The sequence below is a fragment of the Acinetobacter sp. CIP A162 genome, from assembly GCF_000367905.1.
Lineage (GTDB): Bacteria > Pseudomonadota > Gammaproteobacteria > Pseudomonadales > Moraxellaceae > Acinetobacter > Acinetobacter lwoffii.
In genome coordinates, this window is the sequence record NZ_KB849159.1 from 1,475,634 (window position 1) to 1,498,035 (window position 22,402).

General features: G+C 45.9%; 18 protein-coding genes. 4 read left to right on the forward strand and 14 right to left on the reverse strand.

Annotation, left to right across the window (positions count from 1 at the left end; genetic code table 11):
• Positions 1–53: 53 nt before the first annotated feature.
• The 3 genes from F995_RS13355 to F995_RS16850 form a co-directional block, all read right to left on the reverse strand.
• Positions 54–1,451 carry a hypothetical protein gene (locus F995_RS13355; RefSeq protein WP_004647320.1) on the reverse strand — a complete coding sequence of 466 codons (1,398 nt, stop codon included), beginning with the start codon at positions 1,449–1,451 and terminating at the stop codon, positions 54–56.
• A 10-nt stretch (positions 1,452–1,461) separates the two neighbouring features.
• Positions 1,462–1,641 carry a hypothetical protein gene (locus tag F995_RS13360; protein WP_004647321.1) on the reverse strand — a complete coding sequence of 60 codons (180 nt, stop codon included), beginning with the start codon at positions 1,639–1,641 and terminating at the stop codon, positions 1,462–1,464.
• Between the two features lie 250 nt (positions 1,642–1,891).
• Complete coding sequence (locus tag F995_RS16850; RefSeq protein WP_004647322.1) at positions 1,892–2,059, reverse strand: hypothetical protein; 168 nt, start codon at positions 2,057–2,059, stop codon at positions 1,892–1,894.
• Positions 2,060–2,469: 410 nt separating this feature from the next.
• On the opposite strand from F995_RS16850, the gene F995_RS13365 reads away from it, so the two are divergent.
• A complete protein-coding gene (locus F995_RS13365) occupies positions 2,470–2,670 on the forward strand; it encodes a dodecin family protein (protein WP_004278594.1) in 201 nt (66 codons plus the stop codon).
• A gap of 67 nt (positions 2,671–2,737) precedes the next feature.
• On the opposite strand, the gene F995_RS13370 is transcribed toward F995_RS13365, so the two are convergent.
• The 4 genes from F995_RS13370 to ompR form a co-directional block, all read right to left on the reverse strand.
• A complete protein-coding gene (locus tag F995_RS13370; RefSeq protein ID WP_004647323.1) occupies positions 2,738–3,430 on the reverse strand; it encodes a DsbA family oxidoreductase in 693 nt (230 codons plus the stop codon).
• Between the two features lie 232 nt (positions 3,431–3,662).
• A complete protein-coding gene (locus tag F995_RS13375) occupies positions 3,663–5,180 on the reverse strand; it encodes an acetyl-CoA hydrolase/transferase family protein (protein ID WP_004647324.1) in 1,518 nt (505 codons plus the stop codon).
• Positions 5,181–5,385: 205 nt separating this feature from the next.
• Positions 5,386–6,846, reverse strand: a complete 1,461-nt coding sequence (locus tag F995_RS13380; protein ID WP_026055758.1) for an ATP-binding protein — start codon at positions 6,844–6,846, stop codon at positions 5,386–5,388.
• Between the two features lie 248 nt (positions 6,847–7,094).
• Positions 7,095–7,859 (reverse strand): osmolarity response regulator transcription factor OmpR, encoded by a 765-nt coding sequence (gene ompR, locus F995_RS13385; RefSeq protein ID WP_004278590.1) that lies wholly within the window; start codon positions 7,857–7,859, stop codon positions 7,095–7,097.
• Between the two features lie 335 nt (positions 7,860–8,194).
• Here ompR and F995_RS13390 point away from each other — a divergent pair, with 335 nt between their 5' ends.
• Positions 8,195–10,549: a Tex family protein gene (locus F995_RS13390; protein WP_004647327.1), complete on the forward strand. Its 2,355-nt coding sequence runs from the start codon at positions 8,195–8,197 to the stop codon at positions 10,547–10,549.
• 58 nt (positions 10,550–10,607) lie between these two features.
• On the opposite strand, the gene F995_RS13395 is transcribed toward F995_RS13390, so the two are convergent.
• The 6 genes from F995_RS13395 to F995_RS13420 all read right to left on the reverse strand — a co-directional run bounded on the left by F995_RS13395 (position 10,608) and on the right by F995_RS13420 (position 16,336).
• Entirely contained in the window at positions 10,608–10,925 is a 318-nt protein-coding gene (locus F995_RS13395) for a hypothetical protein (protein WP_004647328.1), read from the reverse strand.
• A gap of 60 nt (positions 10,926–10,985) precedes the next feature.
• Positions 10,986–12,065 carry a patatin-like phospholipase family protein gene (locus F995_RS13400; RefSeq protein WP_004647329.1) on the reverse strand — a complete coding sequence of 360 codons (1,080 nt, stop codon included), beginning with the start codon at positions 12,063–12,065 and terminating at the stop codon, positions 10,986–10,988.
• Between the two features lie 153 nt (positions 12,066–12,218).
• Positions 12,219–13,838 (reverse strand): ABC1 kinase family protein, encoded by a 1,620-nt coding sequence (locus F995_RS13405; RefSeq protein WP_004647330.1) that lies wholly within the window; start codon positions 13,836–13,838, stop codon positions 12,219–12,221.
• Between the two features lie 12 nt (positions 13,839–13,850).
• On the reverse strand, positions 13,851–14,528 hold the full coding sequence (locus F995_RS13410; protein ID WP_004647331.1) for a ubiquinone biosynthesis accessory factor UbiJ: 678 nt from the start codon (positions 14,526–14,528) through the stop codon (positions 13,851–13,853).
• Positions 14,529–14,540: 12 nt separating this feature from the next.
• Positions 14,541–15,485 (reverse strand): bifunctional demethylmenaquinone methyltransferase/2-methoxy-6-polyprenyl-1,4-benzoquinol methylase UbiE, encoded by a 945-nt coding sequence (ubiE, locus tag F995_RS13415; RefSeq protein WP_004647333.1) that lies wholly within the window; start codon positions 15,483–15,485, stop codon positions 14,541–14,543.
• A gap of 146 nt (positions 15,486–15,631) precedes the next feature.
• Entirely contained in the window at positions 15,632–16,336 is a 705-nt protein-coding gene (locus tag F995_RS13420; protein WP_004647334.1) for a DUF8198 family protein, read from the reverse strand.
• Between the two features lie 205 nt (positions 16,337–16,541).
• Here F995_RS13420 and F995_RS13425 point away from each other — a divergent pair, with 205 nt between their 5' ends.
• On the forward strand, positions 16,542–17,960 hold the full coding sequence (locus tag F995_RS13425; RefSeq protein ID WP_004647335.1) for a polyphosphate:AMP phosphotransferase: 1,419 nt from the start codon (positions 16,542–16,544) through the stop codon (positions 17,958–17,960).
• Positions 17,961–18,014: 54 nt separating this feature from the next.
• Here the strand turns inward: F995_RS13425 and F995_RS13430 are convergent, their stop codons facing one another.
• The gene (locus tag F995_RS13430) at positions 18,015–18,515 is read right to left on the reverse strand and encodes a hypothetical protein (RefSeq protein ID WP_004278581.1); all 501 of its coding nucleotides are present in this window, start codon (positions 18,513–18,515) and stop codon (positions 18,015–18,017) included.
• Between the two features lie 176 nt (positions 18,516–18,691).
• Between F995_RS13430 and F995_RS13435 the strand changes: the two genes are divergently transcribed.
• On the forward strand, positions 18,692–22,402 hold the full coding sequence (locus F995_RS13435; RefSeq protein WP_004647336.1) for an exodeoxyribonuclease V subunit gamma: 3,711 nt from the start codon (positions 18,692–18,694) through the stop codon (positions 22,400–22,402).

Genomic DNA, 22,402 nt, shown 5'->3' on the forward strand with positions numbered 1-22,402 from the left:
GTTTTCTAAAAAATCGCCTTAAAAAGCAAGTTAAAGCTACAAAATAACAGCAATTATTCAGTCATTTGAGCCTGAATTTCCCGATAAAGTTCCAGCACATGAATCGGTTGCGGCATTGTTAAAATAATATTGTGAATATTCTGCCAATTTAGCCGTTTGTCGCGTTGCAGCAAGATGTGTGGATAGGCCAGCTCCTTCTCTGCCATAGACATGCGTTTTTCACCATGAATCACTCGGATTTTTTGATGTTCCTGCAGTAAGAGTACAGGAGTAGAAAAATTCGCAGCAGCTTCTTGAAACGAGATAAATTTTTGCTTCTGAATAAACTGGGCGGGTATAAAAGGATGGTAATCTGGCTTTGTCCAGACTGTTTCAGCCTGCTGCAAGTAAGCCGTTGAAAAAAGCTCGAGTTGCATGAACCTGATGCTTATAACAGACCAGGCCAGTGATTTAATCGCAGCAGCCTGGCGTTGATGGTGGGTAAGCCAATGTTGAATACAATAGTGAGCCTGCAACTGACTCGGTACCCCTAAGAGCATCAGATATTTAACAAACTGGCCTTGCAGATTCAGTTGTTCAACCAAATAAACCTGACGTGCCTGCCAATTATCTTCTGCTGCATAATACAGTGCGATATCCAAATAGGCAGGATGTTCGATCTTCTCAGTCATTTCTAAAGCACAGAGCCGCTGGATATTGGTTTCTTCTAAGCCTAAAGGGTGTACATGGGCGTTTAGTTCGCCTAGTTGAATCTGTGCAGGGAATTGAATCAATTCGGAGGCTGTGATCTGTTCTTGCGGAATGGTCGTTTCAGTTTTTAACTGAGGATTTAACGCCTCGCGTTCAATTTGTATCTGATTGGTTGACTCATCTGAGCGATTTAATTCTAGTGCATGAATTCTTACGCGCGGCCGTCCCCGATGATATTTGGTTGTTTCCATAGAATTGCAGCTGGTTTCAGCTTCGTGTAAGGATAAGGCTGGAACGATCAAGGGTGGATCCTGTTTCAGGCAAGAAAATCGTTGCTGTTGTTGCAACAGCCAGATATAGCAGTGTTGCAATTCAGCCCATTGGCTGTGCAGGGCAGGAGATTGGGGAGCCGGAATCAGCCAAATTTGCCAGCCACGTTCAGGATGATGTAAAACTGCCCAGCCTGAATCCGGATGGGCAGACAGTGCTTGTTCCAGTGCTAAGATTTCGGTGAAATAGCCACGAAAGCTTAGATGATAAGACGTATTAGCAGAAAATTGGTAAGCAACAAGTTCAGGTTGAGTGCGGGCCTTAAATGCTGAAATCTGGGTCTTGAAAATAGGCTCATCACACAGATTAAAAATATCGCGTATCCTTTTTTTAGAACGGGCAATTTCATAGAAAGGCAGGACTTTATGCTCCAGTTGCTGCGCCAGTCCATGTAGTTCTTTAATTAAGTGTGCTTTTTCTAAAGCATTCATTTTTTGATCTCTAGAGATGTTTCAGTGCTTTATCCAGGGTTTGTGCCAGTACAATGTTAACCGCCAGCTCGACCAGTCTGTATTCAGCAGAATTCGAGTCTGTATAGCTTTCTGCCATTTCAATTAAATAATCAATAGAAACTGACTGAGGCGGAATTTTGCCCTGTACCAATGCCTGAAGTTCATGCATAAAATTTTCTTATCATTAATCTATTTATATTGCTGCAATTATAAGCAGAGATCACATAAAATAGTGATCTATTTTGAGTGTTTTATAAACAAATTTTTTAATTAAAAGTGATAAAAATCAATAGAAAAAATGAGAGTAGGAAATAGTTGATATTTTTGAGAGTTGTGCATCTTTTACACAGAATGTGTTCAATATGATAAAAAAAGCAGGCTGAATCAATCAGCCTGTTTTAATGCAAAACAGTTTTGCATTAAGCCGTTTTTTCAGTTGCTACAGTCGCAGCATCTGTATTTACTGTTTCAGCAGGTGCTTTAGTCGCTGGAAAGTCTGGCAGATGAACCACTTGCGCCATTTGTGCAGACGCTTGAACGGAAAAAGCCATAACGGTTGCAGCGAAAGCAAATTTAAGAGCATTCATAGGATGACCTTTAATATCAGAGTGTTCAATGACTTGAACAGAGGAGAATATTTAAACTTAATTCGGGTGAAATAATAGCAAATAAGACTTAATATAAAATGATAGATTCGGCAAATTCAGGCAGTAAATTTTAGATAAATTACTCTATAAAACAATAAATTAGTGTATTTACTCTAGTTTGATTTTTATGATTTTACAGGACTTTATGCTTTGTTTTGGCGATGAGAATCTGGACTTGATCGAGTGCCAAAACAAACGGCGATGTGTTTTTGATCTGCCAATTTAAGATTGAATTTCGAGCTTTGTTCAATCCATGTAAGTTTTTGCTATCGCTTGTTTACGGGCTGCTGCAATCTTCTGAGAATGGACTAAGATGGAATTCCATTCATTTTCATGCTGAGAGTTTTATTATGGCAATTGCAAAAGTGGTAGAAGTCAATTCAAGCAGCAATAAAAGCTTTGAAGATGCGATTCAAACGGGCATTCAAAAAGTCACAGAAACGGTCAAAAATGTACAAGGTGCTTGGATCAATGAACAGAAGGTTGTCATTAAAGAAAATAAAATCACGGAATATCGTGTCAATTTAAAAATTAGTTTTCTGGTTGATTAAGCGAATGCCATTCAATAACAAATAAAAAAACCCCATTTAAAATGGGGTTTTTTTATTGAACGTTGTTTTATTTAGCTTGGTCTGGCGTGTCACACGTTTCTGGTGAGCACTGTGCTGCCTGACTGTTGGTTGATGTATCGAGCGCTTTTTCAAATACTTGCAGGAAAACTTCTTTAGGCTGCGCGCCTGCCAATGCCACACGTTGATCAAAAACAAAGAAAGGTACACCGGTCACTTTGAGTTGTTCATGTGCGACTTCCTGATCGAATTTGACAAAATCAGCATATTCTTCCGAATCCAACAGGTCATCGACTTCGACCGGATTCAGGCCAATACGCGCTGCGACATCTTCCAGTGTTTCACGTTCTCCAATCGCCAGACCTTGGGTCATATAGCTATAGAAGAACGCTTCCTGTGCTTCATTGCCCAAACCTTTGCTTTGCGCCAGGTGAATCAGGCGATGCGCATTAAAGGTATTGCCTGAATTGGCACCTTCCCAGTTAAATTCAATACCTTCGGCTTTGGCCATTTCAGCAATATTGCGCTGCATCTCTTCGACTTCTGCCACGGTGCGGCCATATTTTTGCGCCAGACGCTCAGAGTTGGAGACTTCCTGACGTACCGGTGCTTCAGGATCGAGCTGGAAACTGTGCCAATGTACTTCTAGCTCAATACCTGCTTCTTGTGCAGCAGCTTCTAAACGTTTTTTACCAATATAGCAGAAGGGGCAAACCACATCTGACCAGATATCTACGCGCATGTCATGTCTCTAATTTTGCTCTTGTGTTCAAGTATGAGGGTGAAGAATCAGAATTTAAAGCCCTTGAGCATCAGAAGTGTATTTCTACAGCAGATCGGCAGGATAAATAAAAGAAGAAAGAGTAGGTGATAGCCAGATGGCTTCCTTAATATAATCAGGTTCTGACTATTCAAAAAAAATATAAAAATGCCATAAAAAAACGCCCCGTAGGGCGTTTTGTGAATGCAGTCAATTATGCAGTTTTTACTGCAGCTTCAACAGCAAGCATGTGACCATTTTCTTCGAAGTTTGAGTGCCAAGAAAGCGCTTCACGAAGAAGATGAGGGGTATGGCCGCCTTTTGCACATGCACGGTCAAAGTAATCATTCAACGCATCGCGGTACATTGGGTGCGCACAGTTATCAATTACTGCACGTGCACGCTCACGCGGAGCCAAACCACGAAGATCCGCAAGACCTTGTTCAGTCACTAGGATATCAACATCATGTTCTGCGTGGTCGATATGTGAAGCAAATGGCACTACAGAAGAGATGTCTCCACCTTTCGCGATTGATTTGGTTACGAAGATCGCCAAGTGGGCATTACGTGCGAAGTCACCTGAGCCACCAATACCGTTCATCATCTTGGTACCACATACGTGAGTTGAGTTCACGTTACCGTAAATATCAAACTCAAGTGCAGTGTTGATGCCGATAATACCTAAACGACGTACCAGTTCAGGATGGTTTGAAATTTCCTGTGGACGTAATACCAGTTTGTCTTTGTATTGTTCTAGGTTGTTAAATACTTTCTCGCCGTACTTAGCAGAAAGCGTAATAGAAGAACCTGAAGCAAACTTCATTTTACCGGCATCGATCAATTCAAACGTACAGTCTTGTAGTACTTCTGAGTACATGATCAAGTCTTCGAAGTTTGAATCTTTCAGACCCGTCAATACGGCGTTTGCAATTGAACCGATCCCTGCTTGAAGAGGTCCGAGGTTTTTCGGTAGACGGTCTTCAGCTACTTCTTTTTCAAAGAAAGCGATCAAATGGTTGGCAATGCTTTGAGTCTCATCATCTGGTGCGGTTACAGTAGATGGAGAGTCGTGCAATTCGCTGTTAAATACGATACCAACAATTTTAGATGGATCGATATTGATCGCATGCGTACCAATACGCTCATCAACTTGAGTCAATGGAATCGCTTGACGCGTTGGACGATACGTCGGGATGTAGATATCGTGCAAGCCTTCAAATGCCGGGCTTAAATTCGTATTGATTTCTACAATCACTTTTTCAGCAAAAATCGCAAAGCTTGCAGAGTTACCAACAGATGTTGTTGGAATGATGCCGCCATCTTCAGTAATTGCTACGGCTTCGATGATCGCAACGTCTGGTTTTTTCAACTGCAGGTTACGCATTTGCTCAACAGTTTCAGACAAGTGCTGGTCAATGAACATCACTTCGCCGTTGTTGATCGCTTTACGTAAAGTATTGTCTACCTGGAACGGTAAACGACGTGCCAATACACCAGCTTCAGTCAGTTGTTTGTCTAGATCGTTCCCTAGTGATGCACCAGTAATTAACGTGATCTTTAATGGATTTGCTTTTGCCTGTTGAACCAAAGCTAAAGGAACCGCCTTCGCTTCACCAGCGCGAGTAAAGCCACTCATACCCACAGTCATGCCATCTTGGATGAATTCAGCCGCTTGTTCAGGGCTGATGACTTTGTTGTGTAGGGAGGCTAAACGGATACGATCTAAAGACATTTTAACTCTCATTAATTCTTAAACTATGATACGGATTGTACCGCTCAAAAAATGTATTGTGCATAGGTGTTAGGCTAAGGTCTAATTTTTTAGCTAAATGTAAGTATAATAAAAAATGATGATTTTTAAATGATTGAATTCGTGAACTATAAAATGAATTGTATAGAAAAACTAAAAAGTCATTTGTTGAATTAATGATCACTTATTAAAAGTGATCAGTCAAAGTTTGGCGAATTTTATCGAGTGTAGTGGCTGGGGGAAGTGTCTCTGGGTTCTCTTGATTCACGGGTAGTGAAATGATAGCTTCAAGCCCACCTTCAGGACGATTATGGATACGCAATTGACCATGGTGAATATCGACAATCCGTTTCACAATGGCCAGTCCTAAGCCGCTGCCTTGTACCGTTCTTGCCGAATTGCCCCGAACAAAAGGCTGCATCAAGGCTTCGATCTGATCTTCCGGGATGCCTTCGCCATGGTCTGCCACACAAATCAACAGTTGATCTTCTTCAACATGGGCAGAAAGCTCAATTGGTTCGGAACCATAACGTTTCGAGTTATTGATCAGATTACCAATCAGTCTTTTCAGCGACATGCTGCGCGCCTGAATGGTCGGTATTTCTTGCGGAGTGAAACGGATATCTAGCGGTTTAAACTGCTTGACCAGTTCCTGTAATAGCACATTGACATTGGTGTCCTGCGGTTCTTCATCGGAACCGTCGCGCATATAGGAAATGAACTGATCCAGAATCGCGTCCATATCTTCGACATCATAAATCAGACCTTCTTTGAGAAAATCTTCATCTGGCATCATTTCGGCACTGAGGCGGATTCGGGTTAAGGGCGTGCGCAAGTCATGTGAAATGCCGGCCAGCATGATTCGGCGTTCCCGCTCGGTCTGGTCCAGCGTATAAATCATCTGATTAAAGGCATGATTGACCTGACGGATTTCCAGTGGACCATGATTGGTATCTAGATAGGGTGCTGAGCCGATTCGGCTATAACTGTTGGCGGCATTCTGCAAACGGCGTAAAGGACGGTTGAGCTGACGCACCAAGGTCAAAATAATGATGCCGACAATAATCGGCGTGCCAAGCAACCAGCCCAAAATCAGTTCATTGCTATAATTGGCATAAGTCTTTAAAGGTTCCTGTACCCAGTGACCATTCATTTCAGGAGTCTGGATCCAGATACGTGGACTCGGCTTAAACTGGAAATAGACTGTGGCTTGTTCGATGCGTAACTCTTTGGCGAGTTTGGTTTCGATCTGTCGGGTAAAAAATTCGGCAATCAGCTTTTCACGGACAGTGGGATATTCTGCCGGATTAGTAACGTATTCAATGCCGACCCGGTTTTTTAGCCAGTCATCGATATCGACTTCCTGCTGTTTATGATACAGGCGCAGATCGGGATTATTAAGAATTTCCAGTTCCATGGCCAGATAACGCGCATGTTGCTGGATTTCAGGTAAAAACAGGGTACGCCAAAAGAACCACAAGGACATGAACAGGCTAAAACAGACCACAAAAACCACCAGTACCGTGGTACGCATGGCAGCAGAACGCGGCTTGATCTTGTCGAGAAAGCGTTCCCCGCGGGTACGCTTTTTTTCCGAGTAGCTGACAAAATCGGTAAATTTTTGTGGATCGATGGGGTCGAGTTTCACACCAGCTCCCTGTTGGCATTTTCCAAATTGAGCAGTAATAATAATTTGTAATGGAATCTTACTGCTTGAACCTTCGATGGAAGGAGCTTGTTGTGTTACTTTTTTTGAAAAAGTAACCAAAAAACTTTGCCATTCGCTGAACTCGCGCATTTGTATACGAGCCTTTAAAGAAGGGGAGGCTCAGACAGCAGCGAATGGCTTTTAGGGACAATAAATTGGGGTAATCTTTTATCCTAATAAGTTTTTCTTTATTCAGCACCATCTGGAACAAAGACATAACCCACACCCCATACAGTCTGGATATAACGTGCACGCGCTGGGTTTTCTTCCACTAAACGGCGTAAACGTGACACCTGAACATCAATTGAACGTTCCATGGCACCCCATTCACGGCCACGCGCCAGATTCATCAGCTTGTCGCGGGTTAATGGTTCGCGTGGATGTTGAACCAGTGCTTTCAGTACCGCAAACTCACCAGTAGTGAGCGTTACCACTTGGCCTTCACGGGTCAGAGTGCGGGTAGAGAGATCTAGCGACCATGGGCCAAAAGAAACCACTTCCATCTGTTGGCTTGGTGCACCCGGCACTTCACGTACCTGACGGCGCAATACCGCACGAATACGTGCCAGCAGCTCATTCGGGTTAAACGGTTTAGGCAAGTAATCATCGGCACCTGCTTCTAAACCGGCAATACGATCCGAGTCGCTACCACGAGCGGTGAGCATAATGATAGGCGTATCGATATTGGATTGGCGTAAACGACGACAGATACTCAAGCCATCTTCGACCGGAAGCATAAAGTCGAGCACGATCAGAGAAAACAGTTCCCGCTGTAAAAGTCGATCCATCTGCGTGGCATCATGTGCAGTTTTAACCACAAAGCCTTTATCTTCGAGAAAACGCTGTAATAAGGTACGCAGACGAACATCATCATCAACCACCAGGATCCGTTCGACCCGGTCCGTTTCGGTATGTACGGCATCGGCTTTTTCAGCAGGTACAACTAAACTCATGAGATGCTCCTTTATTCTTTATTGTCGTCATAAACAAAAATCAAATAGGCTTTGAGTATACGATTCATTGATATTAATTGACTATGCTCTAAAGCACCAAATATTGCAGTTAAAATCAAGACATAGATACTAAATATATACATCTAAATGAGCAAAAAATACGATTTTAAGCTGGATAAAAAGCAAAGTTCATACAAACTTTATCGGGAAAAGCTGAAAACTGTGGCACTTCATAATATAAAGATGAGGTAAATTAATAAAAACAATGGTGGATTTTATAGACCCGGTCTTTATAATCATGCCATTTAGTACTTATCCTTGTGGGATCAAACACGATGACTGACTTAGTTCAGCAGTTGGCAAAAGAACTTGCCGTACGTCCAAATCAAGTTGAGGCTGCCATCAAGCTTATTGATGAAGGTGCCAGTGTTCCTTTTATTGCACGTTACCGTAAAGAAGTAACGCAAGGCTTAGACGATACGCAACTACGTCAACTCGATACGCGTTTATCATACTTGCGTGATTTGTATGAGCGCCGTGAAAAGGTGATTGAATCACTCAAAGAACAAGATAAATTATCTGATGATTTATTGGCGCGTGTGAATGCGGCCGAAACCAAAAATGCATTAGAAGAAATTTACGCGCCGTACCGCCCAAAACGTACCAGTAAATCATTCAAGGCCAAAGAAGCCGGTTTAGGCCCGATTGCCGAAAAAATCTTTAATGAAGCCGTTGATCCAGCTGAAGCTTTGGCGGGCTTTAGCCATGAAGATTATCCAGATACTGAAAGCCAGCTTGATGCGATCCAGCACATCCTGATTGATGACTGGGCACAAAATATCGCACTGACCACTGAACTTAAAGCGACATTTGCAAAAACTGCCGTGCTGAAAAGTTTAGTTGCAAGTGATGAGAAAAAAGAAGTCGGTAAAAAATTCCGTGATTATTTCGATTTCTCTGAAAACTTGAATAAAGTGCCTTCACATCGTTTATTGGCGATGCTGCGTGGCCGTCAGGAAAACGTTTTAGGCCTGAAAGTTGATGGCGAAGATGATGCTCCATTGGCGCGTATTGAAACTGAATACAATCTTGAAACTGTTCAGCCACAAGCTCGTCAGGATTTCTTGAAGCAAACTGCAAAATTGTTCTGGCTCGGTAAAGTTCGTCCAACGATTGAACATTCATTGCTGACTGAAAAACGTCTGGCTGCTGAAACAGAAGCGATGAACGTCTTTGCTGAAAACCTGCGTCATTTACTGCTGTCTGCACCTGCAGGCGCACGTACCACTTTGGGCGTGGACCCAGGTATCCGTACTGGTGTGAAACTGGCGGTGGTGAACGAGTCTGGTGATGTACTGGCACATAGTACGATTTATCCATTTGCGCCAAAAGATGATAAAGATGGTTCATTAACTGAACTTGCACGTTTATGCCGCGAGTTCAATGTTGACCTGATCGCGATTGGTAATGGTACTGCAAGCCGTGAAACTGAAGCTTTAGTTGCTGAAATGATGGCTGCGAACAGTGATCTGAAAATGACGCGTGTTTCTGTATCTGAAGGAGGTGCATCGGTGTATTCAGCATCTGAACTAGCTTCACAGGAACTGCCTGAACTAGATGTATCTATTCGTGGTGCGGTATCGATTGCACGCCGTTTACAAGATCCACTAGCAGAACTGGTGAAAATCGATCCGAAATCGATTGGTGTGGGTCAGTATCAACATGACGTGAACCAGACCGGTCTGGCGAAAACCTTGGAAGCGGTCGTTGAAGACTGTGTGAACTCAGTGGGTGTGGATGTAAATACTGCATCAGCAGCAATTCTGGGTTATATCGCGGGTCTGAATAAATCGATCGCACAGCAAATTGTGGAATTCCGTAAGGAAAATGGTCGTTTTGACAATCGTCAGTCTTTGAAAAAAGTACCACGTTTAGGCGAGCGTACTTTTGAGCAGGCTGCGGGCTTCTTGCGTATTCAAGATGGTACAGAACCACTGGATGCGTCTGCAGTTCACCCTGAGTCATATGCTTTGGTGAGCAAAATTGTTGAAGCAAAAGCAACGACTGTAAAAGACATCATTGGCAATACTGAAATCATTCGCCAAGTGAATGCAGAAGAATTTGCAGACGAGAAATTTGGTCTGCCGACGATTCAAGACGTATTGGCTGAACTGGAAAAACCGGGCCGTGACCCGCGTCCAGAATTCCGCACTGCTAAATTCCGTGATGACATTACTGAAGTTGCGCAATTGTCTGAAGGCATGCAGCTGGAAGGTGTAGTCACTAACGTGACTAACTTCGGTGCATTTGTCGATGTGGGTGTGCATCAAGACGGTTTGGTACATATTTCTGAACTTGCCAATGAATTTGTCGCTGATCCGCATAAAGTGGTGAAACCGGGTCAAATCGTACAAGTCCGTGTTTTGAATGTGGATGCTGAACGTAACCGCGTGAATCTGTCGATGCGTCCTGAAGGTTCTGAAGCGCCGGCGAAAGCACCACGTCAGCCACGTCGCGAGAACAATGAGCCACGTGGTGAACGTAAGCCTCAGGGTAAACGTCCACAGCAAGGACGTCCGCAAGGTGATCGCCCTGAGGGTAAGAAACCTCAAGCGGCTAAACCACAAGAGCAAAAAATTGGTGGTTTGGGTGCATTGCTATTGCAAGCAGGGATTAAAGGTTCTAAATAATTTTTAGATATCTTTAATTTAAAAAAACCTCCCGATCGGGAGGTTTTTTATTGGATCATTATGAGTTAATCATCGGAACAATCCAGCTAGTAACAATTAATAAAATACCGAGATGCCCCAGTTTTCGTGTCACATAGACCAGCTTAGACGGTGGCTGTTCCAGTCTTTTTGCATATTCTTCCATGCTAATGCCGGGCTTGCCTTTACTGGTAAATAAAAACACCGCCAGGTCGATACAGATCAGAATCGTACCGATATCAGCGACCAGTTCCATCAGGACAAAATCCTGGCTATACAGCGACATGCTGACGCTATAAATCAGATAAATGGCAAAGGCCAGACACAGGTATTGCAGGACAACTAAAAACTTCTGCATAAATCTCAACAGTTCACAAAATTAAAGCAATTATACAAATAATCGGGCAGCTACGGCCAATTACAAGGTCTGCATTACCTCAGCAAAATTCTGCTTCTCGACCAGTTCCAGAAATTCATCGCCCAGACGCTGACTTTCCGCAATACATTGCTTCCAGAGCTGAATGCGTTGGGCCTGGTCCAAACCTTTTAAGTTAAAGTCTTTACGGTCAGGCAAACGACCCAAAGGCAAACTTTGCAGATATTGCTGCGAGGGAGAAAGCAGCAAAGTTCGTGCCTGATTTTCCGGATTTGAGGTACGTTTAAATAACTTGTCAAACCAGCCGGGGGTAATGCTATCGGTAAAATGTGGATACAGCACAATACCTTTGCTCTGAAAGGGCAGGTCAATGTGATAGTCAATCAGGCCACCATCGCGATAATAACCCTGCGGCGCATCCGGAATATTGTTCACCGCTGCCATCACCCCGGGAATAGACGCTGAAGCCATCAACCAGGACAACACACTCTGTTCGGTTAGTGCATGATAATGCGTGGTAAATCCATCTTCAGCGATTTTAAACTGTTCACCGATATTGGGCTGGCTGATCACACGTTGCATGAAATAACGGCTGTGCCGGCGCGCGACTGCGGTCGTTCCAAGAATTCCAGCCACAGAAGCCAGCAACGGCAATGCCTTGTCACTCTGGAAAATATGTTGGGCTTTAATTGAAATGACTGCGAGATGATAATCTGGATGATTGACTAGATCGTTTTCTTTGCCTTGTACCAGATCCAGCAGCATGCCACGGCAAACTTCGCTGACATCCTGACGGGTCATTTTTTTATGAAAATAGAGGTTGGTATAGAGTTCAGCCAAGCGTTCGGTTCCCTGTTGAGCACCATGTGCAGCCATACTGGCAAAGCGCCAACTACCAATCGAAGAACCCACCAAAGTTCTACGCTGAGGTGCACGTGGAAAAAACTCACCAAAAATCGCCTGATCCAGTCCCTGGATACCGATACCTTTGGGGCCACCTGCAGCACCAGGTACAATATCGACTTGTTCGGGTTGCAAACCTTGTTGCAGAATCAGCTCACGTGCCAGATGGCCGGCACGAATCGTCAGAGCAGGCGCACGTTTTTGTAAAATCTGTACCATGGTTGAACCTATACTAGCCAAATGTGTGCTTATTTTAAGCGATAGGTCTTAGGACCCAATGGCAAGATATGTCCTAAGGTGACTTTGGAGTCATGCGATGCCCAGAAAATAAAAAACCTGAACAGTTTCAGGTTTTTTTAAAAGCTCATTTAGTTATTTCGCAATCCGCCAGACGGCCAGTACACTCGCCAGTACAATCAGAATCACCGACACAAACCACGGTGAAATAATCGCAATTGCCAGCAGAATGGCCATGACGCTGCCAAACATCCAGCTACGCTTCTGTTGATGTTCCATTTGCAGGCGCATGCTTTGTAATTCATTGAGCTGTTTGGCATGCCAGGCCGACTGATTTTTTAAACCGTTTAAGCTGTCGATCATCAGGGTCGGTAAATCCTGTGCCCCTAAAAGTAGATCCGGGATTTTCTGTCCTAGTTCTTTCAGGTTCTTTTGCGGATTCATCTGGGCCTTGATCCAGTCCGTCAGAATTGGTTTGGCCAGACTCCAGATATCCAGTTCCGGATAAAGATCGGTTCCCAGACCTTCGACATGGACTAATGTTTTTAGTAACAACATTAATTGAGGTGGAATTTCCAGATGGAAACGACGCGCGATATCCATGACTTCAATCAGAATGCCGGCAAAGTCCAGTTCATGCATCGGTTTTGAGACCATTGGCCCCACACTGCGGCGCATTTCACGAGCCAACGCATCCTGATCAGTTCCCGGTGGAATCCAGCCGGCCTGATGCACCACCTGAATCAGCTGCATAAAGTCGCTGTTCATGACCGCCAGTAGCATGCGTGCTACGGTCATCTGGTCATGCTTGGACAGCTCGCCCATAATCGCGCAGTCCAGCGCAATAAAACGCGGATTGGCCGGATTGATGGTTTCTACAAAGACGTTGCCCGGATGCATATCGGCATGGAAAAAATTATCGCGGAACACTTGAGTAAAGAAGATGGTCAGGCCTTTACGCGCCAGATCGGCACGATCCATGCCCAACCGGTCAAAGGTCGCGATATCTGAAATTGGTACCCCGGTAATACGCTCGGCCACCAGAACATCTTTGCTGTCCATGTAAATTTCCGGCACATACATCATGCTCGAGCCGGTAAAATGATGGCGCATGCGGCGGGTATTATCGGCTTCCAGCGTCAGATCCAGCTCATTCAGAATGATCTGTCGATAATCCTGAATGATTTCCGATAAATGTAGGGCACGTGCTGCTTCCAGACGTTTTTCCAGAAATTGACCGAGCCATTCCAGAATTTCAAAATCCTGCAAAATCTGCTGGCGAATATTCGGACGGGTGACTTTGACCACGACTTCACGGCCATCATGCAGGGCAGCCGTATGTACCTGTGCAATCGAAGCCGCTGCCAGTGGCTGGGTATCGAAACGCGCGAACAGGGTATTTACATCAGCTTTCAGGGATTCCTGAATGCGCATCTTGGCCACGTCATTATCAAATGGCTTGACCTGGTCTTGCAGCAACACCAGTTGCTGTAAAACTTCAGGTGGAATCAGGTCACGACGGGTCGAGAGTAGCTGGCCAAGCTTGATCGCTAACGGCCCCATTTCTTCTAAAGCCAGTTTCAGCTTGAGCGGATTTTTACGTTCACGACTGGACCAGGCGGCCGGATGCATCCGGATGAGGGACAGCACATGCCGGGATTTTTCTGGTAATTCTTCCGCAGGAAACAACGTGTCGAGTCGATAGTGCGCGGCGATGCGCCAAAGTTCGAGTAAACGTGAAACATGCGGAATCATAAAGTTGTGTACCTAGTCTTGAGTAGAATTGTTTGAGGCATCGATTTGAGCCTGAAGCTGCTGGATTTTTGCTTCAACCCGATCTAAATTTTGATTCAGGATACGGGTGTCCTGATTCAGGTCATCCATTTGCCAGCGGGGGGCAAACAGACCGCTGTCTTCTTTTAAGGCATCTTCGGCAAAAAATAATTGACTTTGCAGGGTGCGTTTTAGCTGCTTGGGCAGCAGTTGCAATTTACCAATTTCATGCGCCAGTGTCGGGCCAACCCAGGGGCTTAAATGCGCCGCCAGATCCAGTTCCGCCTGTTGCATGATGCGCTGGATTTCCTGCAATAATTTGTAGTCGCCTTGCAATGGAATATTGCCGACTTCATCGGAAAGCAGCAGCTTGAGTAATTCCACCACATTGCTGACCTGCAAGGTTGCTGTCGCTTCGGTGATTGTCGCGGAACTTGCGTCAAATGGACGTTGTTCAAAGACCGAAGGTGTTTCGGTATGACCGGTTGCCGTTGGTTCCAGACGAACTTTGCCTTCATCAAAAAACACATCAACCGAAAGCTGCGGCGAGGCAATCACCACCCGCAGCATTTTACCGGACAGGGCATTCAGCTGGATGCGAGTAATGGCGTCCAGATCAAGAACATGATGAATCACGCGTTCAACAGCACCGAGTGCCAGAATTGACCACATAGGCAAGGAACCTTAAAGTTTGAAACCGCGGTGAACCGCAACAATCCCGCCAGTCAGGTTGTGATAGTCACAATTCTGGAAGCCGGCATTTTCCATCATGCCTTTTAGGGTGCGCTGGTCCGGATGCATACGGATCGATTCAGCTAGGTATTTATAGCTTTCTGCATCATTGGCAATGATTTTACCCATGATTGGCAATGCCGTGAACGAATAAAGATCATACAGCTTAGAGAATGGCTCGAACACCGGTTTAGAGAATTCCAGCACCAGTAAACGGCCACCTGGCTTAAGGACACGATACATCGCAGCAAGTGCCGCATCTTTATCAGTCACGTTACGCAGACCGAAAGAAATCGTTAAAAGATCGAAGCTGTTGTCTGCAAATGGTTCTAAGGTTTCGGCATTGGCCAGAACGAAATCGACATTGGTACAGCCCGCATCAATCAGACGGTCACGACCGACATTCAGCATGGATTCGTTAATATCAGACAGTACCACATGACCCGTCGGGCCCACTTCGCGGCTAAAGACTTTAGCCAAGTCGCCAGTACCACCCGCGATATCCAGCACATGCTGGCCACGGCGTACACCTGACATATTGATTGCAAAACGCTTCCACAGGCGATGAATACCAAAAGACATCAGATCATTCATGATGTCGTATTTGCTCGCCACCGAGTGGAACACTTCTGCGACTTTCTGGGCTTTTTCTTCGCTGTTGACAGTTTGATAGCCAAAGTGCGTGGTTGAGCCGACGTTGCCTGTATTGGCACCGCGTGGCAGATTGTATTTAGGCACAGTACCCGTCACAGGCGTGTCAGTCAGACGTTGTTCTAAAGATTGTTGCTGACCTTGCGGGGTGCCTTGTGGAAGGGGTTCAGTTAAGAATGGGCTCACTTTGTCTGTCTGTTGTGCCGACTCGGGGGTAGGGGTAGGCGTTGTATTTTCATTCGACATTGGAGTCACTCCTAACATATCAATCGGGTTAATCTTGCATTGTCTGCATCATGACAGATTCTAAAGGCTTATTCAGCAATCATGATGCAATTGTTATGAATAATATACAGAAAAATTCACGCTTGGCAGAAATACTCATCGGGTATTTACTGAAACGGTAGCGGATCGCCAGAATGTACTTTCTCGATAATCTGGCGTTCGGTGGCAGTGAACGTGCGTACAAATTTTTCTGCCGATTTGAGTGGCTTCATGGCCAGAAAACCATCCTGCATAAATTCATACATCACCTGAAAGTTATATTTATTCGCCGCGCCCTTACACATTTTAAAGGCCGTATAGACCACAAATGAACGCATATATTTATCCAGACTCATACCGAGCTGATCCAGTAGGGCTAACTGTTTCAGGCGTGCTTCACCCTGATCCAGTTTCAAATAGGTCAGGCGCATCATCTCGTCAGTCAGCGGTTCATGTGGATGATAATCCTGTAATAACTGAATCGCGACCTGTTCATCCAGCTGTACCGCCAGAATAGCCAACTCTACGCCTGAGGTGCCGGTTTTAATGGCATTTTCCGGAATAACTTTTTCTGCTTTATGCGCATATTTCATCAGCCGGGCAATCTGTTCCGCCAGCGCATCAAAGTCAGCGCCGCCGTAGAGACGGTTCAGGAAATATTCGGACATCAACAGGTTTTGTTTTTCAGCAAAATGGGCGCGATGAGTGCGCTGCATGCGGACTTTTTGCCAGGCCTGCACATCCTGTAAACGGCTTAAAATGTCAGGCCGGGTGTGATAAGCCAATTGATAATAATGCGCTAACAGATCATCGAGTACGGCAAGTTTGGACATGAGGCTTCAATTATCATTGGAGGATGCAAGAATCTTAGAGGCTGCCGGACAATCCTGCTATGACAAATTGAACAGAGATCGGGCATTTGTATGTCAATCTGTTGTTTAAATAGCCAATTTAATCGTGTGAAAAACGTTGCCAGAGCTATTTTTGCGCTGAAACTCCTCGCTATACTGCAAACAGAATAAAAGATCAGGGTTGAAGATGCGTATGGAACAACCACAATTTCAGTTAATGGATGAAGATCAGCTGTCTGTCGAGCTGATTGATGCCCAATATAATTTAAAAAAGACCCGGGGCCAGAAAAATGCCAAAAGTCTGGTGATTCTGGTGAATGGCATTGAACTGGCCGGCAAGGGTGAAGCGGTTAAACAGTTACGTGAATGGGTCGATCCGCGCTATTTGCGTGTGAAAGCCGATAAGCCTCAGCTAGCCGGCCCGAAGCAGACCTTGTGGCAACCTTATGCACGTTTTATTCCTGCCGAAGGCCAGATCATGGTGCTGTTTGGTAACTGGTATAGCGATCTGCTCGGCAGTGCCATGCAAGCTGAAAGCCCGCTGAGTGATGCACAGTTTGATGAATATCTGCAAGAGATGCAGGCCTTTGAACAGGACCTGAAAAATAACCATGTCGATGTGATCAAGGTCTGGTTTGACCTGTCCTGGAAAGTCTTGCAAAAACGTCTGGATGCCATGGATCCGAGTGAAACTCACTGGCATCAACTGCATGGTCTGGACTGGCGCAATCGCAAAGAATATGACACCTTGCAGCGCCTGCGTCAGCGCTTTACCGAGGACTGGTTCATTATTGATGGCGAAGATGAGCAGCAGCGCGACCAGCAATTTGCCCAGTATATCCTGAGTGCCTTGAAACATTGTCCGGATCATCCCGCCAGAGCCAAGGGAAGATGGAAGCAGGCCAAGATTCCCGAGCAGTTAAAACATCCTTCCAAGACTCAAGCCCAGCCAGAAGATTACAAACCGGAACTAAAAAAATTAACCGCGAAGGTCGCCAAAGCCATGCGTTCCGATTCGCGTAATGTGGTGATTCTGTTCGAAGGCATGGATGCTGCCGGCAAGGGCGGCGCGATCAAGCGAATTGTCAAAAAACTGGATCCACGTGAATATGAAATTCATACCATTGCTGCACCAGAAAGATTTGAGCTGAGCCGTCCCTATTTATGGCGCTTCTGGACCAAGCTGCAAACCGATGATGATATCTGCATTTTTGACCGTTCCTGGTATGGTCGGGTATTGGTAGAACGGGTAGAAGGGTTTTCTAGTCCGGTAGAATGGCAGCGAGCTTATGCGGAAATTAACCGTTTTGAACAGAGCCTGGTCAAGCATCAAACGGTGATTGTGAAAATCTGGCTGGCCATTTCTAAAGAGGAACAGGCAGCACGGTTCAAGGCGCGTGAAGATACACCGCATAAGCGTTTTAAAATTACTGAAGAAGACTGGCGTAACCGGGAGCGCTGGGACGATTATCTGAAAGCGGCAGCCGATATGTTTGAACATACTTCGACTGAGGAAGCGCCTTGGCACATTATCGCGTCTGATGATAAACATACCGCACGGGTCGAAGTATTAAAGGCTATTTTAAAACAGCTTCAGGCAGAATAATCTGCCTGAAGTAAGAGTATCTAGAGGGCTGCAAAAATTCAGCTCACCCGGATTTTAACCTTGCGCCACCTGTTTTTGCTGGATATTTTTAGCTGCACGGTAGCATTCCTCTACATGTGCTTCAGCAATCTTTTTCATGACAAAATAGCCCAGACTTGCCGCCACCAGTTGGCCGCCCAGCGGAATGAATTTTGTGACTTGCTTTGTGATCACTTTCGCTGCAACATTGTTCAAAGATTTTTTAACTGCCGTACGTGCGACCACCAGACCAGAAAATTCTACGCCGCGTTTACGCAACTCATTCCAGTGCACCTGACGGGTTTTTGGATCATAGACACTGATCTGGTCAGGCGCCAGGCCGAAGCGGGCATTGATCTCGGGAATCAATTGCGACAAGATACCGATATCAATGACCACGTCCATAAACGGCACTGGAATAACCGCAGCACCGGCAGAATAATAGGCGCGTTTTTTGGTGAGTTCCAGGCACTCGGCGCGGATTTGTTCTAAATCTAGGCTCGGATCGAGACGTTCAGGAATTTTATCTAATTTCATGGGCACTACCTAAGCTCTATGTTGTTTTTTCTATTCAAGCATCTTTAAGATGCTTTTTTCAAAGAAATTTTTCGACTGAAGTGTGGTTTTAAAGTGTCATAGCGCGTTCGGGATGTATAGTAAATAATCTTTATCGTTTTGTAGTAAGAACCACATTCAGCAGTTCAGGGGAACCAATGGCCATCCATGTTATTCAGAGTCAACGTATTGATGTGCTTTTGGATAGTATGCTGCGTATTGTCAACCAGACTGCCCGGAATCCATTTGAGGTGTTACAAACCCGGCATTTTATTGTGCCATCTCCGGCTGTAGAAACTTGGCTGACCCAGAAAATTGCCGAGAAAAAAGGCATTAGCGCCAATACCCAGTTTCATCACCGGATTCGCGCCTTTCAATGGACCTCTTATCAGTGGGTATTGAATGCTCCCAAAGAAGTAGAGCAGGTCCGTGAAGCCAATATTCCGCGCATTATCATCAAATGGCGCGTGTTTCAGGCGCTGCGAAAATGCATTCTGCCTGAACAGATTCCTTTAGATGTCGATCATCCACTGTATTCCATTGTGAAGCGGATTTATGACAGTGCCGACCGGCTGGAACAGGGCACAGAAAAACAGCTGAAAAAACAGAGCATGCTATACTGGGTGGCGGAGCAGGTGTCACGTTTGTTCAGTCATTATATGGATTATCGCGGTTATTGCGCGCGTAACTGTCCTCCAAACAACTGCAGTTGTCCGAGTAACTGGCTCGAGGCCTGGGGACAGGATATTGCGCTTGATATCGAACAGATGATCTATAGCCCCAAAGATGAAAATGGCCATGAGATGCAGGTGGCGGATTTTGTCAAGATTCAGGCGCGTGAACTGGAAGCCTGGCAACGCTGGTTGTGGCAGCATGTATTTCAGGATGATTATGCCAAAATCCTGGAGATTGAACGCCTGTATTGGGAGCGGCTGGAGAATGCAGAAACCCGCGCTCAGGCTCTAAAACGACTGCCGGCCCAGATTGTGGTATTTAGCCTGCTGGAACTGCCACCCAGCCAGCTGGATTTTTTACGCCGTTTGGGGCAATACATTGATATCTATATTTTTCACTTCAACCCCTCGCAGGAATACTGGGCCGACAGTGTCGATCCGGACTGGAAAGCCAGATTTGATTTGCAGCGGGAAGAGCGCTTTATTCAGCGTTTTGAAAAAACCCGTCAACGTAAACCGAATGATGCGGAAATAAAAGACTTCAGGATCAAGCAGCTGAACTTTAATGCCGAAGACCGGGAATCGCGGCATCCGCTTCTGACCCGATTCGGCAAGCAGGCACGGGATCATTTTTCTCTACTCTCTAAACTGTCTTCGGGGGAAGAGGGTCTCTGGGCTGATGTCTTTGTCGATGAATATCAGGACAGGCTGCTGGCCAAAATCCAGTCGGATATCCTGTATTTACTCGAGCCTGAACAGCATCAATATGCTTTAAGCCCTGATGATGATTCGGTACAGATTCATGTCTGTCATTCTTCATTACGTCAGCTAGAAGTCCTCAAAGAACAGCTGATTCACTGGCTGGCTCAAGATACTCATGACGCGCCGCGTCAGCCGAGTGATATTCTGGTGTTGACGCCAAGTTTGAAAGAACTGGAACCGGCAATTCGCAGTGTCTTTGCGCCGCCACCACGTGAGCATGAGACTGGCAGCAAACGCCTGCAGAAAGATAACCTGTATTTACCGATCCAGATTGCCGGGGTGTCGCGTCTGGATGTCAGCAACGCCTGGCGCGCGGTACTGGGCCGGATTCAGTGGGTACGGCGCCGTTTCAGTATTGAGGACTTTGCCGACTGGCTTAGCCTGAATGCGACCCAACAGTATTATGGTCTGGACTATAGTCAGGTAGAGCGGATGTTGCAGTTGCTGACAGATGCTGGCTTTAAGCGTGGACTGGACCAGCAGCATTTACAGCAAAGCCTCAGCGCAGGCGATGAGGATTACCGGTTTAGCTTTAAATTCGCGCTGGACCGTCTGGCGTTGGGTCTGGCGATTCCTGAACATACCCTATTTCAGGATACCTTGAGTTATGCCAAGGTTCTGACCAGTGATTTTCCGTTGATATCGACCCTGATCCGGATTTATCAGGATCTGGTACAGCGCCGTGACTGGCTGACTTTACATGAAACCGGACAACGCACGCCAGTCAAAACTTGGCTGGAATATCTGCGCACCGACCTGAACGAGTTCCGTGATGCCGGGGTAGAATCACTCAAAACTGTTGCCGAGATTATCGACAAGCAAATGCGGATGCTGACCTTGGCCGATTATCATGACCAGGATGATCCGCATGCCAGTCAGGAACTGGTGGCACTCAGTCTGCCTCTGCCTTATGTGCTGGAAGAAATTCAGAATACCCTGGAGATGCAGCTGGATCAGGCCGAACCGACCGGACAGATTACTTTTAGCCAGATTGGTCAGATCCGGCCATTGCCTTATAAACTGGTGGTGATGCTGAATCTGGATAGCGGTAAATTTCCGAGCCGTAATCAACAGGTTCCGTTTGACCTGATGCGCAGCCTGAAGCCGCAACTCGGTGACCGTTCCCGTCTGGATGACGAGCAGGGCGCCTTTCTGGATGCCTTGCTGCTGGCACAGGAAAATCTATGGCTGTTCTATAATGGCTTTGATCTGGAGGATGGTGAGGCTCGCGATCCATCCACTGCCTTGCAGGAACTGGTTCAACATATCGCGCTGATCTGCCAGTCTGAACAGCCGGATGTCGAAGTCGATCCGATGGTGGATATTCATGGTCTATCGGTCGCTCAACATATCCAGCAGCTTTATCATGTACATCCCTTGCAGCCTTTTGATCCAGCCGGATTCGCAGATATGCAGACACCACGTTATCAGGATCAGTGGTTTGCAGTGGCAGAATATATCCGCAGCGCCGAAGGCAAACGCAGCAGCTGGATTAATGCACATTATCCGGCATTGGAACAAAAAGAAATCCGGGTACTCAAAGGTGATGAATGGATCCGCGATATGATTTTCCCGGCACGTCTATTCCTGAAAAGTGTCGGGGTTTCCACGATTCGCTATGCCGATTTGCCGAGTTCCCGGGAACCCTTATTATTGAACAAGCTGGAACAGTATCAGGTGCGGGATTTCCTGTTACAACAAGAGCAGGAGATTGAGCCAAACCTGATGCTAGACCGTTTGCCGGTGGGCAAAACCCAGCAAGCCACCTGGCTGGGCAGCCAGCAGGAACAGCAGTTATTGCAAGAACGTTTGCTACAGTTGGGCAAAGAACTGACGCCAGTCACCCAACAATCCCTGCAGTTCAGTCCTGAACTGATCATTCATATAAACGTGCCTCAGGTTCCACACAGCAGCTACTGGCTGAGTATGCAATCCTCTTCGGCCTCGGAAAAACGCCGTGCCCAGATCTGGCTGGAGTATCTGCTGTGGCTGGCTTACTTGAATGACGATGCACGCTCACCAGAACTGGAGCGCATTGTCATTTTCAGTAATAAAACCCTGAAGTTTTCTGGCTTGAGTTCGAGCAAGGCACATGAGTATTTGCAGCTCTGGTTAAAGGCGTGGGAAATTGGTCAACAGCAGCCGCTGGTCTTGCCGGCAGAATTACTGATGAAAAAAGAGTGGCAGTGGGCCGAGAATGAACAGGGTAAAATGACCATTGTGGAAATGCAGGAATTGTTGGAAGCCTGGAACAACAGTTATAGTCCTAAAACAGCTAAGCCATTGACTTCGAATGAATCTAGTGTCTTGCATCAGGATTGGCAATTTATTTTGCAAGATCAGGATCCGGATCTGGCCTTGCAAAACTGCTGTCATGATTTTGCCCATGGCCTGTATGCACCAATTCATCAACATCTGGAATGGGTGAAATAG

Bases quoted from the DNA above. Each gene is read 5' to 3' on its own strand.
- F995_RS13405 (WP_004647330.1), bottom strand. From the start codon at position 13,838: ATGATTCCGCATGTTTCACGTTTACTCGAACTTTGGCGCATCGCCGCG.
- F995_RS13435 (WP_004647336.1), top strand. From the start codon at position 18,692: ATGGCCATCCATGTTATTCAGAGTCAACGTATTGATGTGCTTTTGGAT.
- F995_RS13355 (WP_004647320.1), bottom strand. From the start codon at position 1,451: ATGAATGCTTTAGAAAAAGCACACTTAATTAAAGAACTACATGGACTG.
- F995_RS13360 (WP_004647321.1), bottom strand. From the start codon at position 1,641: ATGCATGAACTTCAGGCATTGGTACAGGGCAAAATTCCGCCTCAGTCA.
- F995_RS13375 (WP_004647324.1), bottom strand. From the start codon at position 5,180: ATGTCTTTAGATCGTATCCGTTTAGCCTCCCTACACAACAAAGTCATC.
- F995_RS13425 (WP_004647335.1), top strand. From the start codon at position 16,542: ATGCGTATGGAACAACCACAATTTCAGTTAATGGATGAAGATCAGCTG.
- F995_RS13410 (WP_004647331.1), bottom strand. From the start codon at position 14,528: ATGTGGTCAATTCTGGCACTCGGTGCTGTTGAACGCGTGATTCATCAT.
- ubiE (WP_004647333.1), bottom strand. From the start codon at position 15,485: ATGTCGAATGAAAATACAACGCCTACCCCTACCCCCGAGTCGGCACAA.
- F995_RS13400 (WP_004647329.1), bottom strand. From the start codon at position 12,065: ATGGTACAGATTTTACAAAAACGTGCGCCTGCTCTGACGATTCGTGCC.
- F995_RS13430 (WP_004278581.1), bottom strand. From the start codon at position 18,515: ATGAAATTAGATAAAATTCCTGAACGTCTCGATCCGAGCCTAGATTTA.
- F995_RS13370 (WP_004647323.1), bottom strand. From the start codon at position 3,430: ATGCGCGTAGATATCTGGTCAGATGTGGTTTGCCCCTTCTGCTATATT.
- ompR (WP_004278590.1), bottom strand. From the start codon at position 7,859: ATGAGTTTAGTTGTACCTGCTGAAAAAGCCGATGCCGTACATACCGAA.
- F995_RS16850 (WP_004647322.1), bottom strand. From the start codon at position 2,059: ATGAATGCTCTTAAATTTGCTTTCGCTGCAACCGTTATGGCTTTTTCC.
- F995_RS13395 (WP_004647328.1), bottom strand. From the start codon at position 10,925: ATGCAGAAGTTTTTAGTTGTCCTGCAATACCTGTGTCTGGCCTTTGCC.
- F995_RS13365 (WP_004278594.1), top strand. From the start codon at position 2,470: ATGGCAATTGCAAAAGTGGTAGAAGTCAATTCAAGCAGCAATAAAAGC.
- F995_RS13420 (WP_004647334.1), bottom strand. From the start codon at position 16,336: ATGTCCAAACTTGCCGTACTCGATGATCTGTTAGCGCATTATTATCAA.
- F995_RS13390 (WP_004647327.1), top strand. From the start codon at position 8,195: ATGACTGACTTAGTTCAGCAGTTGGCAAAAGAACTTGCCGTACGTCCA.